We start from the raw sequence: 18,791 nt of genomic DNA on the forward strand, positions 1-18,791 counted from the left end.
TACGTCACGGCGCCCGTTGACACAAGCCCTTGGCCCGTATGCAATTCGGGGAAGCTGCGGGGGAATGTGTCGCGCGACCCCGGCGGTAACTGATCGCGCGATACATGAGGAAACACGACGCCGCTGAACCTCCTAGAAGAGGTCGCGCCGTCCGGGGAGGGTTACGAATGTCCGAATCTCTGCGCCTGCGCAGTCTTCTTATCGCCGGGGTCTCCGCCGCCGCCATGATTGGCGTGGCAGCTCCGGCTTTCGCCCAGGACACGACGGTCGGCGAGGTCGTCGTGACCGCTCAGAAGAAGGAAGAAGCGATCCAGGACGTGCCGATCGCCGTCTCGGCCTTCTCCGCTGAAAGCCTCGAAAAGGCGAAGATCGACGGCGGTCCGAACCTGGTTCTGGCCGTGCCGAACGTGAACTTCTCCAAGGGGAACTTCACTGGCTACAACTTCCAGATCCGCGGCGTCGGCTCCAAGCTGGTCGCCGGCTCCGGCGACGCCGGCACCGGTATCCACCTGAACAACGCCCCCCTCACCGCCAACAACCTGTTCGAGTCGGAATTCTTCGACGTTGAGCGCGTGGAAGTGCTGCGCGGCCCGCAGGGCACGCTGTACGGCCGCAACGCCACCGGCGGCGTGGTCAACCTGATCTCCGCCAAGCCGACCGACGATTTCGACGCCCTGGTTCGCGTTGAAGCCGGCAACTTCGGCTCCAAGAAGATCCGCGGCATGATCAACCTGCCGATCGGCGACACGCTCGCCCTTCGCGTGGCCGGCAACCTGCTGAAGCGGGACGGCTACGGCACCAACCTGACCACCGGCAACGACGTCGACGACCGCGATCTGTGGGACGTCCGCGCGACCCTGGCGTTCAACCCGACCGACTCGTTCCGCACCTTCCTGATGTGGGACCACTTCGAGGAAGACGACGCCCGCTCGCGTATCGGCAAGCAGCTCTGCGTGAAGGACCCCGGTCCGGCCACGGCCGTCGGCGGCCAGTCGCTGAACGCCGGCGGCGCCGGCCCTGTCGCCCAGATCCAGCGCGGCTTCTTCAGCCAGGGCTGTCTGGCCCGCTCGGTCACTGATCCGGGCATCCTCGGCACCCCGAACAGCCAGGCCACCCTGGGCGGCCTGTTCGGCACCCTGTACGGCTTCACGACCGGCGACGCCTTCGCCGGCCAGATGCAGGATCCGGATATCCGCAACATCCAGTCGGCCGCTGACCCGATCTACCAGGCCAAGACCGACATCGTTCAGTTCCAGATCGCCTGGGACATGACCGACGACCTGCAACTGACGGCGCTGACGGGCTACAGCAAGAACAGCCTGTTCACCCGCCAGGACTACAACCGGATCGTTCCGACCTCGCAGTTCAACGCGACGCCGAACCCGATCAACGCCTACGGCGCCCTGCCGGGTTACGCCGCGACCTACGCCGCGCTGTTCAACCCGACCGCCGCCGCCACCGGCAGCGTCGTCGATCCGCAGCTCGGCACCCAGACCCGCTTCAGCACCTTCGACATCTCGGGCGGTGAAAGCGAAAACTGGTCGCAGGAACTGCGCGTTCAATCGAACTTCGACGGTGCGTTCAACTTCAACGTCGGCGCCATCTACATCGACTTCAAGTCGGACGGTGACTACTACGTGATGGGGAACACCCTCACCGCCGCGACCCAGGTCGAGAATGCCTATCCGGCCTTCGCCACGCTTCTGCCCTGCTCGAGCGCGACGCCTTGCTATATCGATCCGAACGCGAATCCGACCCGCACCGGCCGCAACTACTACGACAACACCGGCGCCTATCACCTGAAGTCCCGCGCGGCCTTCGGTGAGGTCTACTGGCAGCTGTTCGACAACTTCAAGATCACGGGCGGCCTGCGCTACACCCATGACATGAAGGTTCAGGAAAACCGTCCGGTGGCCCTGTTCGTCGCCGGCGGCCCGGGCATCCCGCTCAGCGCCACGACGCCTTCCCTGACGGCCGACTTCAAGGAACTGACGGGCCGTATCGGCGCCGACTGGAAGCCGGACGTCAGCTTCACCGACGAAACCCTGATCTACCTGTTCTACTCGCGCGGCTACAAGGCGGGCGGCATGAACGCCGCCTGTACTGCCACCGTGGGTTGCCCGGCCCCGACCTTCGAGCCGGAATTCGTCAACTCGCTGGAACTGGGTACGAAGAACACCCTGCTGGGCGGCGCCATGGTGCTGAACTTCACGGGCTTCAAGTACGACTACCAGGGCTACCAGGTGTCGAAGATCGTGAACCGCACGTCGGTGAACGAAAACATCGACGCGAAGATCAAGGGCCTGGAACTGGAAACGGTCTGGTCGCCGCTTGACGGCCTCCGCCTGAACGCAAACATCGGCTACCTGCAGACCGAAATCACGGGCGGCTCGTCGATCGACACGTTCAACCGGACCCAGGGCAACCCGCTCCTGACCCTGATCAAGGCCAGCAGCGCCGCCAACTGTGTCGTCACCACGGCCAACGCCGCCTTCATCCTGGCCAACTCGAACACACCCGCCTCGGTGTTCAACCTGCTCGGCGCCTGTACGCCGGCCACGACGGCCACGGCCGGCACCCCGCTCTTCGCGGGCGGCCCGGTCGCGGTTGGCACGAACGCCTTCGGCGGTCTGATCAGCGACGGTGTCGAAGTCGACCTGAAGGGCAAGGAACTGCCCAACGCGCCGCACTACACCCTGTCCCTCGGCGCCCAGTACAACTGGGAAGTCGGCGGCGGCTGGGAAGCGACCATCCGTGGCGACTACTACAAGCAGACCTCGTCCTTCTCGCGGATCTACAACTCCGTGCCGGACCGTCTCGACAGCTGGCAGAACGTGAACGCCACGTTCACCGTCGCCAACTACGAAGCCGGCTGGTCGGTTGAAGTCTACGGCAAGAACCTGCTGGACGACTCGCCCCTCACGGACACCTACCTGACCGACGACTCGTCGGGTCTGTTCCGGAACGGCTTCTTCCTTGAGCCCCGCACCTACGGTGTGGCGGTCACCAAGAACTTCTAAGCCGCAAGGCCTCTGAAGACTGGAAACGGCGGGGATGCAAATCCCCGCCGTTTTTCTTTGTCCGCACGGCGCTTAACCTCTCTTCAAGCGCATTCTGTCAGGGTGAAGGTCGCTTTGATCTTCGCGTGCGGCTCATGGACACCCTTTTCGACATTTCCGACCAACGCGCGCCGATGCCGGCCGGGTCGACCTGCGCCGCCGCCGCGGCCCGGTTCGCGGCCGAGCCGGACGCCATGGTCCTTGGGGTCGTCGACGGCGCACAGCCGGTCGGCCTGATTTCACGTGATGTCGTTCTGTCCCAGCCCGACGCCGCCCGGCTGATCGACGGCGTCATGGACGCCGCCCCGGTCATCGCCGAAGCCGGCATGACCGCCAGGGCCTTCCGTGAGCAGCTGTTGGCGACCCGCCCCGACTCCATCGTTCGCGGCTTCATCGTTGTCCGTGATGGTCAGTTTGTCGGGACAGGAACCCCGGCGACGCTGCTGGCCGCGCCCAGAGCGCGCGACACGACACCCGGCAGCACCGCGGCCACGCTCGTCCAGCGCCTGAGCGGCGAAATCCTGCGTCACCTCGATGGAGTCGCCGACTTCACCGCCCGGCTCGCGCGCCAGAACCTGTCGCCGGACGCCCAGGCCTGCGTGCGGGCCATCGGCGAAACCGGCGAGGAACTGACCGCCCTGATGCATCGCGCCGCCGACCTCCACGAGGCCGATCTGGGCGTGCTGTCGTTCAATCCCCACCCCTGTCAGCTGCAGCCGTTCATGGACACCGTGGACGCCCGGTGGAAGGCTCGCGCCGCCGCCAGCGGCGTGACCCTGCTGACCGCCTATGACGGTGATCCCGAGGACGCCGCGCAGATCGATGAGGCGCGCCTGCTTCAGGTGTTCGACGCCCTCATCTACGGTGCGCTGAACGAAACCCGCCGGGGCGCCATCGAGGCGAGCCTCAAGGTTCGTCCGACCGCCGACGGCCTGATCCTCGAGGGGCGGGTCCGCGATGGCGGCAGCGAGGTTTCGCCGCAGCGCCTGGCGCACATCTTCGACCCGGTCCCGGAGGGCGCCAGTCCGTCGGAAGACCTGTCCGTCAGCCTCGGCATGGCGCTGGCCAGCCGCATCACCACCAGCGCCGGCGGCCTGATCCACGCTGAATCAAACCCCGGCGCCGGCGTGACGGTGATGTTCGAGCTCATCGTTCGCACCGCCAAGGCGGCCGATCCGGCGACGACGGCCGACGCCGACGCGCCGACCCACGCCGCCCACATCCTGATTGTCGATGACAACGCCACCAACCGGATGGTGGCCGAGGCGCTGTGCGAGATGTTCGACTGCACCTCCGAGCAGGCCGTTGACGGCCTCGAGGCGCTCGACGCGGTGCAGGCCCGGCGGTTCGACCTGATCCTGATGGACATCAAGATGCCGCGCATGGACGGCGTCGCCGCCACCAGGGCCATTCGCGCCCTGCCCGGCCCGGTGGCCCGCACGCCGATCATCGCCCTAACCGCCAACGCCGATCCCGAGGACGTCCGCGGTTATCTCGAGGCCGGCATGAACGATGTAGTCGAAAAGCCGATCAAGGCCGAGCGCATGCTGGCGGCGCTGCAAGGCGCGCTCGATGCGGCCGACGCCCAGTCGGCTGCGGCCTAAGTCCATAAATTACCAGAGAAAAATGGTAGCTGGGGGCGGGATCGAACCGCCGACCTGTGGGTTATGAATCCACCGCTCTAACCATCTGAGCTACCCAGCCACACGCGACGGCAAATCAATCCGCGAGCGCGAGAGGCGGCCTTATACGGGCGCATCGGTTCCGCTTCAAGAGCGCGTCATGCGGCTTGGGAAACCGCCTCTGTCCGGATAGGGTCGCGCCCACATGAGCGTGCTCCATCTGCTCGGGTCCGGCGGCGACGGCGGCGCCGAGACCTATTTCGTCGACCTCGTCACGGCCCTGCATCGCGCGGGGGTCGCGGAGGCCTGCGCGATCCGTCGTCACGCTGCCCGCACAGACGCCCTGTCCGCCGCCGGCGTGATCACCAACGGCTTCGGGTTCGGCGGCCCGCTCGATTTCCTGACCCGTCCGGGTGTCGCCGCTTTCGGCCGCCGGATGGACATCAGGGTCATGGTCGCCTGGATGAACCGCGCCGCCCGCCACACGCCGGCCGGGCCGTGGAAGCGGATCGGCCGGCTCGGTGGCTACTACAGCCTGAAATACTATCGCGGCTTCGACCATCTGGTCGGCAATACCCGGGACATCGTCGACTGGGTCATCGCCCAGGGCTGGCCCGCGACGCAGGTCAGCTACATTCCCAATTTCGCCGGCGGACCCGAGGATGTCGCGCCGGTCACCCGCGCCTCGCTGGACACGCCCGAGGGCGTTCCGCTGCTGCTCGGCATGGGCCGGCTGCACGACGCCAAGGCGCACGACGTCAGCCTGAAGGCGCTGACCCGGATTCCTGACGCCTGGCTGTGGATCGCCGGGGCCGGCGGGCTGGAGGACAAGCTGAAGGCCATGGCGATCGCGCTCGGCGTCGCCGACCGGGTGCGGTTCCTCGGCTGGCGGCAGGACGCGGCGGCTATCTACCGGGCCGCCGACGTCTGCGTCTTCCCCTCGCGGTTCGAACCGCTGGGCAATGTGGTCATCCAGGCTTGGGCGCACGGCCTGCCGGTCGTCGCCGCCAACAGCCAGGGCCCCGGCGCGCTGATCCGCGACGGGCAGGACGGACTGCTGATCCCGATCGATGACGCCGAGGCGCTCGCCGACCGCACCCGGGCCGTGCTGACCGACCCCATGCTGCGCATCAAGCTGATCCAGAACGGTCACGCCCGGGTCGAGGCCGAGTTCGCCGAGGCCGCGGTGGTCGACGAGTGGCGGCATCTGTTCGCGCGGCTGGGCGAAGGCTGATGTGCGGCATCGCGGGGATTCTCGGCGTCACCGACCCGGTCCAGGCCGAGAAGGACGTGCGGGCGATGATCGAGCGTATCGCCCATCGCGGTCCGAACGGCATCCGCGTCGAGAGCGGCCCCGGATGGTGCGTGGCCCACGCGCGGCTGTCGATCATCGATCTGGAGGGCGGCTGGCAGCCCCTGCACGCCGCCGGCTCGACGATCATCGGCAACGGCGAGATCTACAACTACCTGGAGCTGGCCGAGGAATTCCAGCTGAAGGACAAGCTGGCGACGGGCTCGGACTTCGAACCGCTGCTGCACCTCTATGCCCAGGAGGGCGAGAAGGCCTTCGAGCGCCTGCGGGGCATGTACGCCTTCTGCCTGATCGGCTGTGACGGGCGGACGTGGCTGGTCAGGGACGGGTTCGGGATCAAGCCGCTGTCGATTCGACGCGACGGTGAGTCCATTGCCTTCGCCTCCGAGCCCCGCGCCCTGCTTCCCGGCCTGAAGCCCCTGCCCCAGCCGGAAGCGATCGAGGAGCTGTTGAGCCTCGGGTATGTGTTGCCAGGCAATATCCGGCCGCTGACGGCCTATCGTGGCGTCGAGACGGTTGAGCCGGGCGAGCGGGCCCAGGTTCTGGACGGTGATCGCGAAGAGGCGATTCTCGGCTGGCGCCGAAGTCCCGCCAAGCCCCTGCCCGCGGACGAGGACGCGCTCCTCGACAGGCTCGACGCCGTGCTGGAGGACAGCGTCACCGTCCACCAGCGGTCCGACGTGCCTTACGGGCTGTTTCTGTCCGGCGGCATCGACAGCACGACCATCGCCACCCTGATGGCCCGGCTGAATGAAAGGCCGGTGACCGCCTTCACCTGCGGTTTCGACGCACCCGGGGCTCGCGATGAGCGCGGCGCCGCCGAGAGGGTCGCGCGCGCGCTGAACCTCGACTGGCGCGAGACAACCTTTGGCGAGGAGGATTTCTGGCGCATTGCGCCCCAGGCGGCCTGGGCGCTGGACGAGCCAACGTCCGACTACGCCACCTTGCCGACCTACAAGCTGGCGGAGGCGGCCCGGGGAACGCTTACGGTGGTTCTGTCCGGTGAGGGGGGCGACGAGCTGTTCGGCGGCTACGGCCGCTATCGTCGCGCGCAGAGGCCGGTCTGGCTCGGCGGGCGTCCGGCGGAACCGCAGATCGACGCCCCGTTCCTGAAGGTTGGCGGGCGGTTTGCCCTCGCTCGCTGGCGGCAACGGGCCAAATCACCCCCGGGCCTCACCCCTCTCCAACGCGCCCAGTATGCCGACATCGCCACCTGGCTGCCCAATGACCTGCTGCTGAAGCTCGACCGGATGCTGATGGCCCATGGCCTTGAAGGCCGCACGCCGTTCCTCGATCGGGAAGTCGCGGCATTCGCGTTCAACCTGCCGGACGGGATGAAGATCCAGGGCAGGTACGGGAAGTACATCCTGCGCAAGTGGCTGGAGCGGCATTGCCCGGCGGCGGAGCCCTGGGCCAGGAAGAAGGGCTTCACCGTTCCCGTGGCCAGCTGGATCGCGCCGCGCGCCGGGGATCTGGGCCCGCGCATCGCCGACGTGAAGGCCGTGGCCGAGGCCTGCGACGTCCAGGCCGTCCGCGCCGTGTTCACCGACCCGGCCCAGGCGCACAACCGTTGGCCGTTGATGTTCTTCGCCCTGTGGTCGCGGATTCACCTGGAAGGTGCGGAACCTGAAGCCGCCCTCGCCTCTTTGCTCGGCAGCCCCTAGGAGCCAAAAGCCATGCGTCCTGCCCCGCTCGCCCTCGCCGCCCTGCTGCTCGCCGCCTGCGGGGGCCAGTCCTCGGGCGCGCAAACGCCCGGACAGCCGCTGGAAACCCGGCCGCCCAACGCCGATGGCCAGACCCCGGCCTTCCCCGGCCAGACCCGCGCGCCGCTGGTCAGCGCCAACGTCGCCTTCGAGGTCCAGACCGTCGCCACGGGCCTGGACCACCCCTGGGCCATGGCCTGGCTGCCCGATGGCAGGATGCTGGTCACGGAACGTCCCGGCCGACTTCGCATCGTAGCGAAGAACGGAACCCTGTCGGCCCCCGTCGAGGGTCTGCCGAAGGTCGATGCGCGCGGCCAGGGCGGGTTGCTGGACGTCGCCCTGTCGCCGACCTTCGGCAAGGACGGCCTGATCTACTGGAGCTATTCGGAGCCTCGCGAGGGTGGCAATGGAACCGCAGTGGCGCGCGGCAGGCTGGTCGCCGACGACGCCGCGCCCCGGATCGAGGGCGTCACGGTGATCTGGCGGGTCACCCCGACGCTCGAGTCCGTGCAGCACTTCGGCGGCCGGCTGGCCTTCGCGCCGGACGGGACCCTGTTCGTCACCAGCGGCGAACGCTCGATCCTGCCGGGCCGGGTTCAGGCCCAGCGGCTGGACGGCGATCTCGGCAAGGTGGTGCGGATCAATGCCGATGGCTCGATACCCAGGGGCAATCCATGGGCGAAGACCGCCGGCGCCCGGCCGGAGCTGTGGTCCATCGGCCATCGCAATCCGCTGTCCGCGGCGATCAATCCCTGGACCGGCAAGCTGTGGACCGTGGAACACGGCGCCAAAGGCGGCGACGAGATCAACATTCCGCAGGCCGGCAAGGACTACGGCTGGCCGACCATCACCTACGGCGAGGAATACTCGGGCCAGCTGATCGGCGAGGGCATCACGGCGAAGGCCGGTATGGAGCAGCCGGTCTACTACTGGGACCCGGTGATCGCACCGTCGGGCATGGCCTTCTATGACGCGTCCCTGTTCCCGGCCTGGAAGGGCAGCTTGTTCATCGGCGGCCTGAGCAGCAAGAAGCTGGTCCGGCTGAAGCTGAAGGGCGACCATGTCATCGGTGAGGAATGGCTGCTGCAGGACCTGAAGCAGCGCATCCGCGACGTGCGCGTGGGTCCGGACGGGGCCGTGTACGTGGCGACCGACGACAGCGACGGGAAGGTGCTGAGGCTGGTCCCGAAATCCTAGCCCCTCTCCCGCAGGGAGAGGGAGGGGCCCGACGCGTAGCGACGGGAGGGTGAGGGGTTACGGCGGTGAGGGCTTAACCCCTCAACCTCCCACGTCTGCGACGTGGGTCCCTCCTTCTCCCTATGGGAGAAGGGAAGAAACCTCTTCCCCGATGGCCAGCGAACTCGTCAGGCCCGGGCTCTCGATGCCGAACATCGCCAGCAGGTCGGGGATGCCGTGGACGGCGTCGGTGTCCAGCCGGAAGTCCGGCTGGGGTTCGTCCGGGCCGTGGATCTTGGGACGCAGGCCGGCGTAGTCGGGGGACAGGTGATCCTCGGGCACGGCCGGCCAGAACTTGCGGATATAGGCGGCGAAGACGGCCGCCTTGGACGGATCGACCGAATAGTCCTCGGTTTCGACGAACTCGAGATCGGGTCCGAACACCGCCTGGCCGCCGAGGTCCTTGCGGTAGTGGGTGCCGAGCGCGCCGTGGATCGGCGGCGGGTAGATCAGATGCTCGAACGGCGCCTTGCCGGCGAGACGGAAGTAGACCCCCTTGCCGAAATGGCGAGGGGGGATCCGGTCGGCCGGAAAGCCCTCGATCAGCGCCGCGACGGCCTGGGCGCCAAGTCCCGCGGCCGTGACCAGCTTGCGGACGGTGAGGGTCGTCGGCGACTCTCCGCCGGCCCGCACGGAGAAGCCGCCGCCCGGCAGGGGCGTCGCGCCCTCGAACGGCGTGGCGACCACCACCGCGCCGCCATGCGCCTCGATCTCGCCGACCAGGGCGGTCATGTAGCCGTGGCTGTCGAACACGCCGCTCTCGGGTGACAGCAGCGCCATATCGCAGCGAAGGCCTGGCTCCATGGCCATCGCGTCTTCGCCCGAGAGGCGCGCCATGCCCTCGACGTCGTTGATGCGGGCCTGTTCGAGGATGGCGTCCAGCCGCTCGACCTCGGCCGCGCCATTGGCCACCACCAGCTTGCCGCACTTGCGGTAGTCGACGTGGTGCTTGTCGAGGAAGGCGTAGAGCAGCCGCCGGCCCTGCACGCAGAGGCGGGCCTTGAGCGAGCCGGTCGGATAGTAGAGGCCCGCGTGGATGACCTCGGAATTGCGCGAGGACACGCCCTGGCCGATGATCTTTTCCTTCTCCAGCACCACCACGGACAGGCCGCGCTTGCCGAGGGCATAGCCGGTGGCCAGGCCCACGGCGCCGGCGCCGACCACCAGGACGTCAAAGTCGAACTCGCTCATGTCCAAGGCGTAGACCAGGGCGGGCGGTCAGGCCAAGCTACGATTTCACGACGCAGCGAGCAGATCATGGCCTTCGATATCGCGACCGGACAGCGCCCCACGGGCGCCAGCGCCGCGGCGCTTGAGCACTACGAGACGGTCCTGGCCGGGCACCAATGCTTCATCGGCGAGCCGGTGCGGGGTCTGCGGGCGGCGCTGGCCGACAGTCCGGACTTCGTCATGGCGCGGGTGTTCCTTGGCTACCTGCATGCGGCGGGCACGGATGCGGCGACGCTGCCGATCGCGCTGGAGCATCACGCGGCGGCCCTCGGCCTTGCGGCCAACGACCGGGAGACCGGCCATGTCACGGCGCTGGGCCATATGGCGCGAGGCGAGATCGCGGCGGCGGCGCAGGTGCTGGCGGACGTTTCGGCGGCCTGGCCGCGCGACGCCCTGGCGCTGCAGATCGGCCAGCTGCTCGATTTCCTGCGCGGCGACTCGCGCATGCTGAGGGACCGGATCGGGGCCGCCCTGCCCCACTGGACCCCGGACATGCCGGGCTATCACGCGGTGCTCGGCCTTCACGCCTTCGGGCTTGAGGAGACCGGCCACTATGCCGCCGCCGAGGCGACCGGACGGCGGGCGATTGAGCTGGAGCCGCGCAATGGCTGGGCCCAGCACGCCGTTGCCCATGTGATGGAGATGCAGAACCGCCGCGAGGAGGGCGTCGCCTGGATGCGTGAGGACCTCTCGCGCTGGACCGGCGACAGCTACTTCCAGGTGCACAACTGGTGGCATCTGGCGCTGTTCCATCTGGGACTCGGCGACACCGACGCGGTGCTCGCGCTCTATGATGACCCCATCCGGGGCGCCCGGTCGGAGCTGGCCTACGACATGGTCGACGCCTCGGCCCTGCTGTGGCGGCTGCATCTGATGGGCGTGGACGTCGGCGATCGCTGGAGCGAGCTTGCCGGGCGATGGGAACCGGCCGTCGCCGAGAGCCTCTACGCTTTCAACGACGCCCATGCGGCCATGGCCTTTGTCGGCGCCGGCCGGACCGATGCGATCGGCGCCCTGCGCGAGGCCCAGGCGCGGGCGATCGCCGCCGGCGGCGACAATGCAGCCTTCGTCGAGATCGGCGAGCCCGTGGTGCGCGGGCTGGCGGCATTCGGCGAGGGCGACTGGCAAGGGGCGCTGGCGGCATTGCAGCCGGTGCGCGACGTGGCCCATCGCTTCGGCGGCAGCCACGCCCAGCGCGATGTCATCGACCTGACGCTGGTCGAGGCGGCGCGACGGGCGGGCGAGTCGGGACTGGTCGCGGCGCTGGAGGCCGACCGCGCAGCTTCCCGGTTGCGCGTACTTGATTAACATCCTATAGTTGTTTTCGCGGGATCGACACGGAAGGGTGGGCTGGGAGACTGGCCCTTGATCCTGCTGCTCAACGCCGCCAACCGGGACGCCTTCCCGGCGCTGATGGACGACATGTTCCGCATTCGCCACGAGGTGTTCGTCGACCTCAAGGGGTGGGAGGAGCTGCGTCGGCCTGACGGGCGGGAGACTGATCCCTGGGACCGGGCGGACGCCGCCTATCTGCTGGCCGTGGACGGCGACCGGGTGCTGGGCGGTGCGCGGTTCAACGGCGGGGCCGCATCGACCCTGGCCGGCGAAATCCTGCCCGAGCTGTTCGCCGACGCCCCGCCGATCGGCGAGGACTTTCTCGAGATGAGCCGGCTGTTCGCGCGGTCGCACGCGGCGCTGAAGGACCTGCTCAGCCCGGTGATCAGCGAGCTGCTGGTCGCCGCCGCCGAGCTGCAGCGGATCGTCGGCGGGCGCGGGGCGCTGACGATCATGGAGCTGAAGCTGGCCCAGGCGATGCTGGCCTGGGGCGGCCATCCCGAGCCGCTGGGCCTGCCGCAGCGGACGCGGGACGGGGTGCTTGTCGGGGTGATGGCTCACGCCACGGCGCTGGCCAGCCGCAACCTGCGCCGCGCGCGCGGCCAGACGGGGCCGGCGATCTGGTGGGCCGACGATCCGGGGGACCCGCCCAGACTCTACGCTGACGTGCTGCGGGTTGACCCGATCAGCGCCGACTGGGTTCCGCCGGCGGGGTTCACGCCACTGGAGCGGACACACCTGCGGCCGGACGAGATGGCGGAGGCCTACTGGCGGGGACGGTTGGGGTAGCTGACGCATCTTTCCTCTCCCGGAGGGAGAGGGGGACCATGCGGAGCATGGTGGAGAGGGAGACGCCGGTGCTGGATGATCCCGCGCGATCCCGTCTGTCAGCCGTTCATCCCTCTCCGACCCGGCTCCGCCGGGCCACCTCTCCCTCAGGGAGAGGAAGGTCTGAAGCCAGGGACATGTACCGCAGGTACGTGTCCCCCAATCGAGATTCAGCGGCGGTTCGTTTAGGGGACACGTACCTTCGGTACATGTCCCCGCTCCGCCTAACCCCACTCGGCCCAGAGCGCCGTTTCGTCCGCCTTGGCGACCTTTACCGCCGCTTCCTTGATGTGCCCGTAGCCGCGAATCTGCTGCGGGACGGCGGCGATGCGGGCGGCGAGGGGCAGGCGTTCGGCCGTCAGACCGCCGAGGATCCGGTCCAGCTGGGCCTCGTAGGACACGATCAGACCCCGCTCCATCCTGCGCTCTTCAGTCATGCCGAAGATGTCCAGAGGACCACCGCGCAGGCCCTTGAGCCGGGTCAGGACCGGGAAGACCAGGTCGATCATCCAGCCGCCCAGGGCGATCTTCTTCGGCCGGCCGTCGGCGTCCTTCGGGGCGATCAGCGGCGGGCTCATCCACACCTTGACCTTGCCGCCCTTGAAGGTGCCGGCCAGTTCGGAGGCGAACCGGCCATCGGTGTAGAGCCGCGCGACCTCGTACTCGTCCTTGTAGGCCATCAGCTTGTAGAGGTTGACCGCCACAGCCCGCGTCAGGGCCTCGCCGCCCCCATCCTTGCCTGATTGGGCGGTCTCGGCGGCCTTCACCTGGGCTATCCGCTTCGCATAGCGGTCGGCGTAGGCCGCGTTCTGATAGGCCGTCAGTTCGGCCGTACGCTTCGCGACCAGATCGTCCAGCGCCATCGTCTCGGGCGTGGCCACCGCGTCTTCAGGCTGCCCCTTGAAGTCGGGATCCATGGCCGCCTTGCGACCGACCTCGAAGGCCTGGAGGTTGGACTCGTAGTCGACGCCGTTGAGCTTGATCGCCCGGTAGATGGCGCGGCTGGAGATCGGGATCACGCCCTTCTGCCAGGTGAAGCCCAGCATGATCATGTTGGCGTAGATGCCGTCGCCCAGCTTGTGCTCGGCGAGGGCCTGCGAGGGGCAGGCGTCATAGCTCTTCGTCGCGGCCGCGATCTTGCGGGCCATGCCGCCGGTGTCGAAGCGCACGTCGCGGTTGGTGACGAAGTCGGCCGTCGGCGAGAAGTCGGCGTTGCCGAAGGCGCGGGTGGTCTTCTTCGAGAACAGCGCCAGGCCTTCCGGACTGGCGGCCACCAGCAGGTCGCAGGCGATCAGCACGTCGGTCGAGGCCGCCGGCACGCGGCCGCCGACCACGGTGTCCTCGCGCTCGCCGATCTTGACGTGGCTGAACACCGAGCCGCCCTTCTGGGCCAGGCCGGTCATGTCGACCACGCTGGCGGCGCGGCCGTCGACGTGGGCGGCCATGGCCAGGATCGAGGCGACCGTGGTCACGCCGGTGCCGCCGATGCCGGTGAACAGGATGCGGCGCACCCCGGTCAGCGGCTCGAACTCGGGCAGCGGGGTGGCGTCGGCGGTCAGGGCCGCCATCTTCTCCCGCGTGGCGTTCTGCGCGCCCTCGAGCGTGATGAATGACGGGCAGAAGCCGTCGACGCAGCTGTAGTCCTGGTTACAGGTCGACTGGTTGATCTTGCGCTTGCGGCCGAACTCGGTGTTCAGCGGCTCGACCGAGACGCAGTTGGATTTCACCGAACAGTCGCCGCAGCCTTCGCAGACCAGCGGGTTGATGAAGACGCGGCGCGGCGCCTTCTCCATCGTGCCGCGTTTGCGACGACGGCGCTTCTCGGTGGCGCAGGTCTGGTCGTAGAGCAGCACCGTCACGCCGGTCGTGTCGCGCAGCATGCGCTGGACCTTCATCAGGTCCGAGCGCGGGAAGATCTCGACATTGGGCGCCAGGTCGGTGACGGCGGCGTAGCGCTCGACCTCGTCGACGACGATGACGGTCCTGGTGACGCCCTCGCTGGCGAGCTGGCGGGTGATCTGGGCCGGGGTGAAGCCACTTTCGGCCGCCTGGCCGCCGGTCATGGCCACCGCGTCATTGAACAGCAGCTTGTAGGTAATGTTGGCCCCGGCCGCGATCGCCGCCCGGATCGCCAGCGAGCCGGAGTGGTTGTAGGTGCCGTCGCCGAGGTTCTGGAAGACGTGCTTTTCGCTGGTGAACGGCGCGGCGCCGACCCAGGTCAGACCTTCGCCGCCCATGTGGGTGTTCAGGTCGGTCGAGGGGTCGTTGAAGCTGGCCATATAGTGGCAGCCGATGCCGGCCAGGGCGCGACTTCCTTCCGGCAGGCGGGTCGAGGTGTTGTGCGGGCATCCGGAGCAGAAGAACGGCTTGCGCTGCTGGTCGCTGGCCAGGGTGACGGCGGCCATCGAGGCGGCCGAGACCTTGTCGAGATAGGCCTGGGCCCGCTCGCGGTGCGGCCCGTCCGGCAGGTAGTTGTAGAGGTCGAGCGCGATGGCCGCGACGGTCAGGGAGCCGGTCTGCTCCATCAGCGGCCGGCCGTTCTCATCCTTCTTGCCGATGATCCTGGGCCTGGCGTGGGCCGGCAGGTCATAGAGGACGGCGCGGGCCTGATCCTCGATCAGCGGCCGCTTGTGCTCGATGCACATCAGGGTCTCGAGGCCGGCGGCGAAGGCGCGCAGGCCCTGCGGCTCCAGCGGCCAGGGCATGCCGACCTTGTAGATCGAGACGCCGAGGGCGGCGGCTTCGTCGAGGCCGAGGTCCATGGCCTGGAAGGCTTCCAGCACGTCCTTGTAGGCCTGGCCCGAGCAGACGATGCCCAGACGCGGCCGCGGGGCCGCCAGGGCGACCCGGTCGATGCCGTTGGCGCGGGCGAAGGCCAGGGCGGCCGGGATGCGGTAGTTGCGGAGCCGCTGCTCCTTGTCCATCGGCTGGTCCTTCAGCCGGATGTGCAGGCCGCCGGGCGGCAGGGCGAAGTTGTCGGGAACAACGTGTTTGTGGCGATCGAGCGAGACGTCGATCGTCACGCCGCTGTCCATCGTGTCGGCCAGCGCGATCAGCCCGACCCACAGGCCGCTGAAGCGCGACATCGAGAGACCGAGCAGGCCGTAGTCGAGCACTTCCTGGACGTCAGCCGGCGAGAGCACCGGCATCTCGAAGTCCTGGAAGGCGTATTCCGACTGCGACGGCAGGGTGGAGGACTTGCAGTTGTGGTCGTCGCCGGCCACGGCGATGACGCCGCCTTTGGGCGTGGTGCCGGCGAAGTTGGCGTGCTTGAACACGTCGCCGGTCCGGTCGACGCCGGGGGCCTTGCCGTACCACATGGCGCTGACGCCATCGAACTTCGCGCCAGGGAACAGGTTGGCCTGCTGGCTGCCCCAGACGGCCGTCGCGGCGAGGTCCTCGTTGAGGCCTTCCTTGAAGACGATCTCATGGCTTCTGAGCAGCTTGCCGGCGCGCCCGGCCTGCTGGTCCAGCCCGCCGAGCGGCGAGCCGCGATAGCCGGAAACGAACCCCGCGGTGTTCAGCCCGTCGCGCAAATCGAGGCGTCGACGATCGAGCATGACACGGATCAATGCCTGCACGCCGGTTATGAACGCACGACCGTTTTCGAGCAGATATTTGTCGTCTAGCGTCACATTGTCGTGGCGCATTGAAAAATCTTTCCTGTGGCGGGGTCGGTTCGGCTTGCAAGATCATATAAGCACAGCGAAATTGCTTGCCAAAGCCGTGCCCCTTTCACTGTGCAGTTCGGCACGATCAGGGCGCGGAATGGCATATTGGGGGAAAAAGGTTTGGCCGAGCAGCTAGACGCGGTTGACGCAAAGATTCTCGATCTGATCCAGCACGACGCCAGCCTGTCGGTCGCCGAGATCGCCGAGCGGGTCGGCCTGTCCTCCAGCCCGTGCTGGCGGCGCATCAAACGCCTCGAGGACGCCGGCATCATCCAGCGTCGCGTGACCATCCTCGACCGCGAACAACTGGGCCTCGGCTTCGAGGTCTATTGCACCGTGAAACTCAGCCTGCCGACCAAGGAGAACCTCGAACAGTTCGAGGGCAATGTCGTGAAATGGGCCGAGGTGGTGCAGTGCGCCACCGTCACCGGCGCCGCCGACTACGAGCTGCGCATCGTCACCCGCGACATGCACGCCTTCGACGATTTCCTGCGCGACAAGATCCTCAGCCTCGGCCTGGTGTCGAACATCGAGAGCCGCATCGTCATCCGCGGCGTCAAGAACACCACCGCCGTGCCGCTCGGGATGGTCAGCCCCTATGTCAGCCCGCACGGGTAAGGCGCTCGGGGCGGCTCTGGCCGTCCTTCTCCTGATCGCCGCCGCCGCGCCTGAGGGCCGGTTGGCGCAGTACCAGCGCCTGCGGGCCGAAGCCGGCGCCGCGGTGAAGGCCGGCGATCTCGCGGGCGCGGAGGCGAAACTCGAGGCGGCGCTGGCGCTTTATCCCGCCGCGCCGGGTTCGCTGGTCCGGCTTGCGCGCGTCGAGGCTGCCGCCGGCAAGCCCGACGAAGCCATCGCCCATATGAAGGCCTACGCCGACCTCGGCCTTGCCGGCGACGTCGTCGGCGATGCAGCGCTCGAACCGCTGGCCGCCCTGCCCGCCTTTGGCCCCGTGGCCGCCCGACTCGCGGCCAATGCCACGCCGAAGGGCGAGCCGTTCGAGGTCATCCAGCCGGGCAAGGCGGGCGACATATGGGAAGGCGTGGTCGCGGTCGATGACGGCTGGCTGATCAGCTCGGTGACGGCGCGGACGATTGTCCGGGCGACTGAAGACGGATCCCTGGCCCCCTTCTTCGAGCCCGACGCCGCCGCCGGCGGGCTGTTCGGCATGGCGGTCGACCGGCGGGGCAAGGCCCTGTGGGTCGCCGAATCCAGCGGGCCGGGCATCCCGGGGTCCACCGGCGCGCGGCGAACGGGCCTGCTGAAACTGTCGCTGAAGGACGGAAAGGTGCTAGGCCGCTACCCCGCGCCAGACGACGGCAAGCCGCATCAACTGGGCGACGTGATGCTCGCGCCGGACGGAACCGTCTACGCCACCGACAGCCTCGGGGCCGTGATCTATCGGCTCAAGCCGGGCGGCGCGGCGCTGGAGGCGTTTGTCGCGTCCGGGGAGATGGCCTCGCCACAAGGGATGGTCGCCTGTCCGGGCGCCGCCATGATCGTCGCCGACTACACCACGGGCCTGCACCGGATCGATCTGAAGACCGGCGCGGACACGCTGGTGGGCGGAACCGATCGGGTGGCGCTGGCGGGAACGGACGGCCTGTCGTCGTTCCCGCGCCGTGGCGCCGGGGTCTCCCTGCTGGCGACGCAGAACGGTGTCACGCCCCAGCGGGTGCTGGGGCTGCGGCTCAGCCGGGACTGTCGCTCCCTGCTGGATGCCGAGGTGCTGGCCTCCGGCGGGACGGACCTGGACGACCTGTCCCTCGGCGCGGCGAGCAAATCTGGCGTGGTTGTGATCGGCTCCAGCGGCTGGGCCGGGTATGACGGCGAAGGCCGCCCGGTTCAGCCGACGCCGCGCGCGGCCAGACTGTTGTTCGTCCCCCTGCCCTGACGGAGTCCTGCCATGATCGACCTGATCCTTGACCAGCATCGCCGGGACCTGGGCGGGTTCGAGGTGGGGCGGGTGCTGCCGCAGGCGGCGCGGCGTATGGTCGGGCCGTTCATCTTCTTCGACCGCATGGGGCCGGCGGACTTCCAGCCCGGCTTCCCGCGCAGCGTGGACGTGCGACCGCATCCGCACATCGGCCTGTCGACGCTGAGCTATCTGTTCGACGGCGAGATGACCCACCGCGACAGTGTCGGCTCGGACATCGTCATCCGGCCGGGCGAGGTCAACTGGATGACCGCCGGTCGCGGCATCACCCATTCGGAGCGGTTCGAGGGCCTGCGCGAGCACGGCGGGCGGATGGACGGCATTCAGACCTGGCTGGCCCTGCCGACCGAGGCCGAAGAGACCGCGCCGGCCTTCTCGCACCATGCCGGTGACGCGGACCTGCCCTTCTACCAGGGCGACGGCATGACCGCGCGGCTGGTCGCTGGCTCAGCGTTCGGCGTGAAGGCCACCGTGCCGGTGTTCTCGCCGCTGTTCTACGTGCACTGGGAGCTGCAGCCGGGCGTCACCGCCAGCCTGCCGGCCGAGTATCCGGAACGGGCGGCCTACGTGGCGAAAGGCAGCGTCGAGATCGACGGCCAGATGATCGGCGAGGGCCAGATGGTCATCTTCGAGCCGGGCCAGACCGTGCCGGTCAAGGCGCTGACGGCGGCCAGCGTGATCCTGATCGGCGGCGAGCCGGTCGGCGAGCGGTTCATCGAGTGGAACTTCGTCTCGTCCAGCAAGGACCGCATCGAACAGGCCAAGGCCGACTGGCGCGCCGGCCGGATGAAACTGCCGGATCTGGACGACGGGGAGTTTATTCCGCTGCCGTAGCTTGCGTGCTTCGAGACGCGGACCTGAA

General features: G+C 68.4%; 12 protein-coding genes and 1 tRNA gene. 10 read left to right on the plus strand and 3 right to left on the minus strand.

The genetic code is table 11. From position 1 onward, the window contains the following. Positions 1-167 precede the first annotated feature (167 nt). Positions 168-3,020: a TonB-dependent receptor gene (locus ACODSL_RS06270; RefSeq protein WP_488899804.1), complete on the plus strand. Its 2,853-nt coding sequence runs from the start codon at positions 168-170 to the stop codon at positions 3,018-3,020. Between the two features lie 134 nt (positions 3,021-3,154). After that, entirely contained in the window at positions 3,155-4,663 is a 1,509-nt protein-coding gene (locus ACODSL_RS06275) for a response regulator (RefSeq protein ID WP_488899805.1), read from the plus strand. Positions 4,664-4,686: 23 nt separating this feature from the next. Here the strand turns inward: ACODSL_RS06275 and ACODSL_RS06280 are convergent. Further along, positions 4,687-4,763: transfer RNA gene (locus tag ACODSL_RS06280), tRNA-Met, on the minus strand. A 123-nt stretch (positions 4,764-4,886) separates the two neighbouring features. Here ACODSL_RS06280 and ACODSL_RS06285 point away from each other — a divergent pair. Genes ACODSL_RS06285 through ACODSL_RS06295 form a run of 3 tightly spaced genes read left to right on the plus strand, consistent with a single transcriptional unit; the run spans position 4,887 to position 8,893 of the window. Beyond that, the gene (locus ACODSL_RS06285) at positions 4,887-5,915 is read left to right on the plus strand and encodes a glycosyltransferase (RefSeq protein WP_488899806.1); all 1,029 of its coding nucleotides are present in this window, start codon (positions 4,887-4,889) and stop codon (positions 5,913-5,915) included. Beyond that, complete coding sequence (asnB, locus tag ACODSL_RS06290) at positions 5,915-7,657, plus strand: asparagine synthase (glutamine-hydrolyzing) (RefSeq protein WP_488899807.1); 1,743 nt, start codon at positions 5,915-5,917, stop codon at positions 7,655-7,657. The genes ACODSL_RS06285 and asnB overlap by 1 nt, the downstream gene beginning before the upstream one ends. 12 nt (positions 7,658-7,669) lie before the next feature. Further along, positions 7,670-8,893 (plus strand): PQQ-dependent sugar dehydrogenase, encoded by a 1,224-nt coding sequence (locus tag ACODSL_RS06295; protein WP_488899808.1) that lies wholly within the window; start codon positions 7,670-7,672, stop codon positions 8,891-8,893. Positions 8,894-9,013: 120 nt separating this feature from the next. Here ACODSL_RS06295 and ACODSL_RS06300 read toward each other — a convergent pair whose 3' ends face one another. Further along, positions 9,014-10,123 (minus strand): NAD(P)/FAD-dependent oxidoreductase, encoded by a 1,110-nt coding sequence (locus tag ACODSL_RS06300; protein ID WP_488899809.1) that lies wholly within the window; start codon positions 10,121-10,123, stop codon positions 9,014-9,016. A gap of 66 nt (positions 10,124-10,189) precedes the next feature. Between ACODSL_RS06300 and ACODSL_RS06305 the strand changes: the two genes are divergently transcribed. Together ACODSL_RS06305 and ACODSL_RS06310 are read left to right on the plus strand one after the other, a co-directional pair. Continuing rightward, on the plus strand, positions 10,190-11,470 hold the full coding sequence (locus tag ACODSL_RS06305) for a tetratricopeptide repeat protein (RefSeq protein WP_488899810.1): 1,281 nt from the start codon (positions 10,190-10,192) through the stop codon (positions 11,468-11,470). A 57-nt stretch (positions 11,471-11,527) separates the two neighbouring features. Further along, complete coding sequence (locus ACODSL_RS06310) at positions 11,528-12,286, plus strand: acyl-homoserine-lactone synthase (protein WP_488899811.1); 759 nt, start codon at positions 11,528-11,530, stop codon at positions 12,284-12,286. Positions 12,287-12,549: 263 nt separating this feature from the next. Here the strand turns inward: ACODSL_RS06310 and ACODSL_RS06315 are convergent, their stop codons facing one another. Next, positions 12,550-15,975 carry an indolepyruvate ferredoxin oxidoreductase family protein gene (locus ACODSL_RS06315; protein WP_488899812.1) on the minus strand — a complete coding sequence of 1,142 codons (3,426 nt, stop codon included), beginning with the start codon at positions 15,973-15,975 and terminating at the stop codon, positions 12,550-12,552. A gap of 141 nt (positions 15,976-16,116) precedes the next feature. On the opposite strand from ACODSL_RS06315, the gene ACODSL_RS06320 reads away from it, so the two are divergent. From ACODSL_RS06320 to ACODSL_RS06330, 3 genes are read left to right on the plus strand one after another with little or no spacing between them, the layout of a single operon-like run. Then, complete coding sequence (locus ACODSL_RS06320; RefSeq protein ID WP_488899813.1) at positions 16,117-16,614, plus strand: Lrp/AsnC family transcriptional regulator; 498 nt, start codon at positions 16,117-16,119, stop codon at positions 16,612-16,614. Further along, positions 16,595-17,887, plus strand: a complete 1,293-nt coding sequence (locus tag ACODSL_RS06325) for an NHL repeat-containing protein (RefSeq protein WP_488899814.1) — start codon at positions 16,595-16,597, stop codon at positions 17,885-17,887. Before ACODSL_RS06320 ends, ACODSL_RS06325 begins: the two co-directional genes overlap by 20 nt. Before the next feature lie 12 nt (positions 17,888-17,899). After that, positions 17,900-18,763, plus strand: a complete 864-nt coding sequence (locus tag ACODSL_RS06330) for a pirin family protein (protein WP_488899815.1) — start codon at positions 17,900-17,902, stop codon at positions 18,761-18,763. Positions 18,764-18,791: the final 28 nt, after the last annotated feature.

The sequence above is a fragment of the Caulobacter sp. FG121 genome, assembly GCF_057809815.1.

Coding starts and splice junctions, on each gene's coding strand:
- ACODSL_RS06295 (WP_488899808.1), top strand. CDS start 7,670: ATGCGTCCTGCCCCGCTCGCCCTCGCCGCCCTGCTGCTCGCCGCCTGC.
- ACODSL_RS06330 (WP_488899815.1), top strand. CDS start 17,900: ATGATCGACCTGATCCTTGACCAGCATCGCCGGGACCTGGGCGGGTTC.
- ACODSL_RS06285 (WP_488899806.1), top strand. CDS start 4,887: ATGAGCGTGCTCCATCTGCTCGGGTCCGGCGGCGACGGCGGCGCCGAG.
- ACODSL_RS06275 (WP_488899805.1), top strand. CDS start 3,155: ATGGACACCCTTTTCGACATTTCCGACCAACGCGCGCCGATGCCGGCC.
- ACODSL_RS06325 (WP_488899814.1), top strand. CDS start 16,595: ATGTCAGCCCGCACGGGTAAGGCGCTCGGGGCGGCTCTGGCCGTCCTT.
- ACODSL_RS06315 (WP_488899812.1), bottom strand. CDS start 15,975: ATGCGCCACGACAATGTGACGCTAGACGACAAATATCTGCTCGAAAAC.
- ACODSL_RS06305 (WP_488899810.1), top strand. CDS start 10,190: ATGGCCTTCGATATCGCGACCGGACAGCGCCCCACGGGCGCCAGCGCC.
- asnB (WP_488899807.1), top strand. CDS start 5,915: ATGTGCGGCATCGCGGGGATTCTCGGCGTCACCGACCCGGTCCAGGCC.
- ACODSL_RS06270 (WP_488899804.1), top strand. CDS start 168: ATGTCCGAATCTCTGCGCCTGCGCAGTCTTCTTATCGCCGGGGTCTCC.
- ACODSL_RS06300 (WP_488899809.1), bottom strand. CDS start 10,123: ATGAGCGAGTTCGACTTTGACGTCCTGGTGGTCGGCGCCGGCGCCGTG.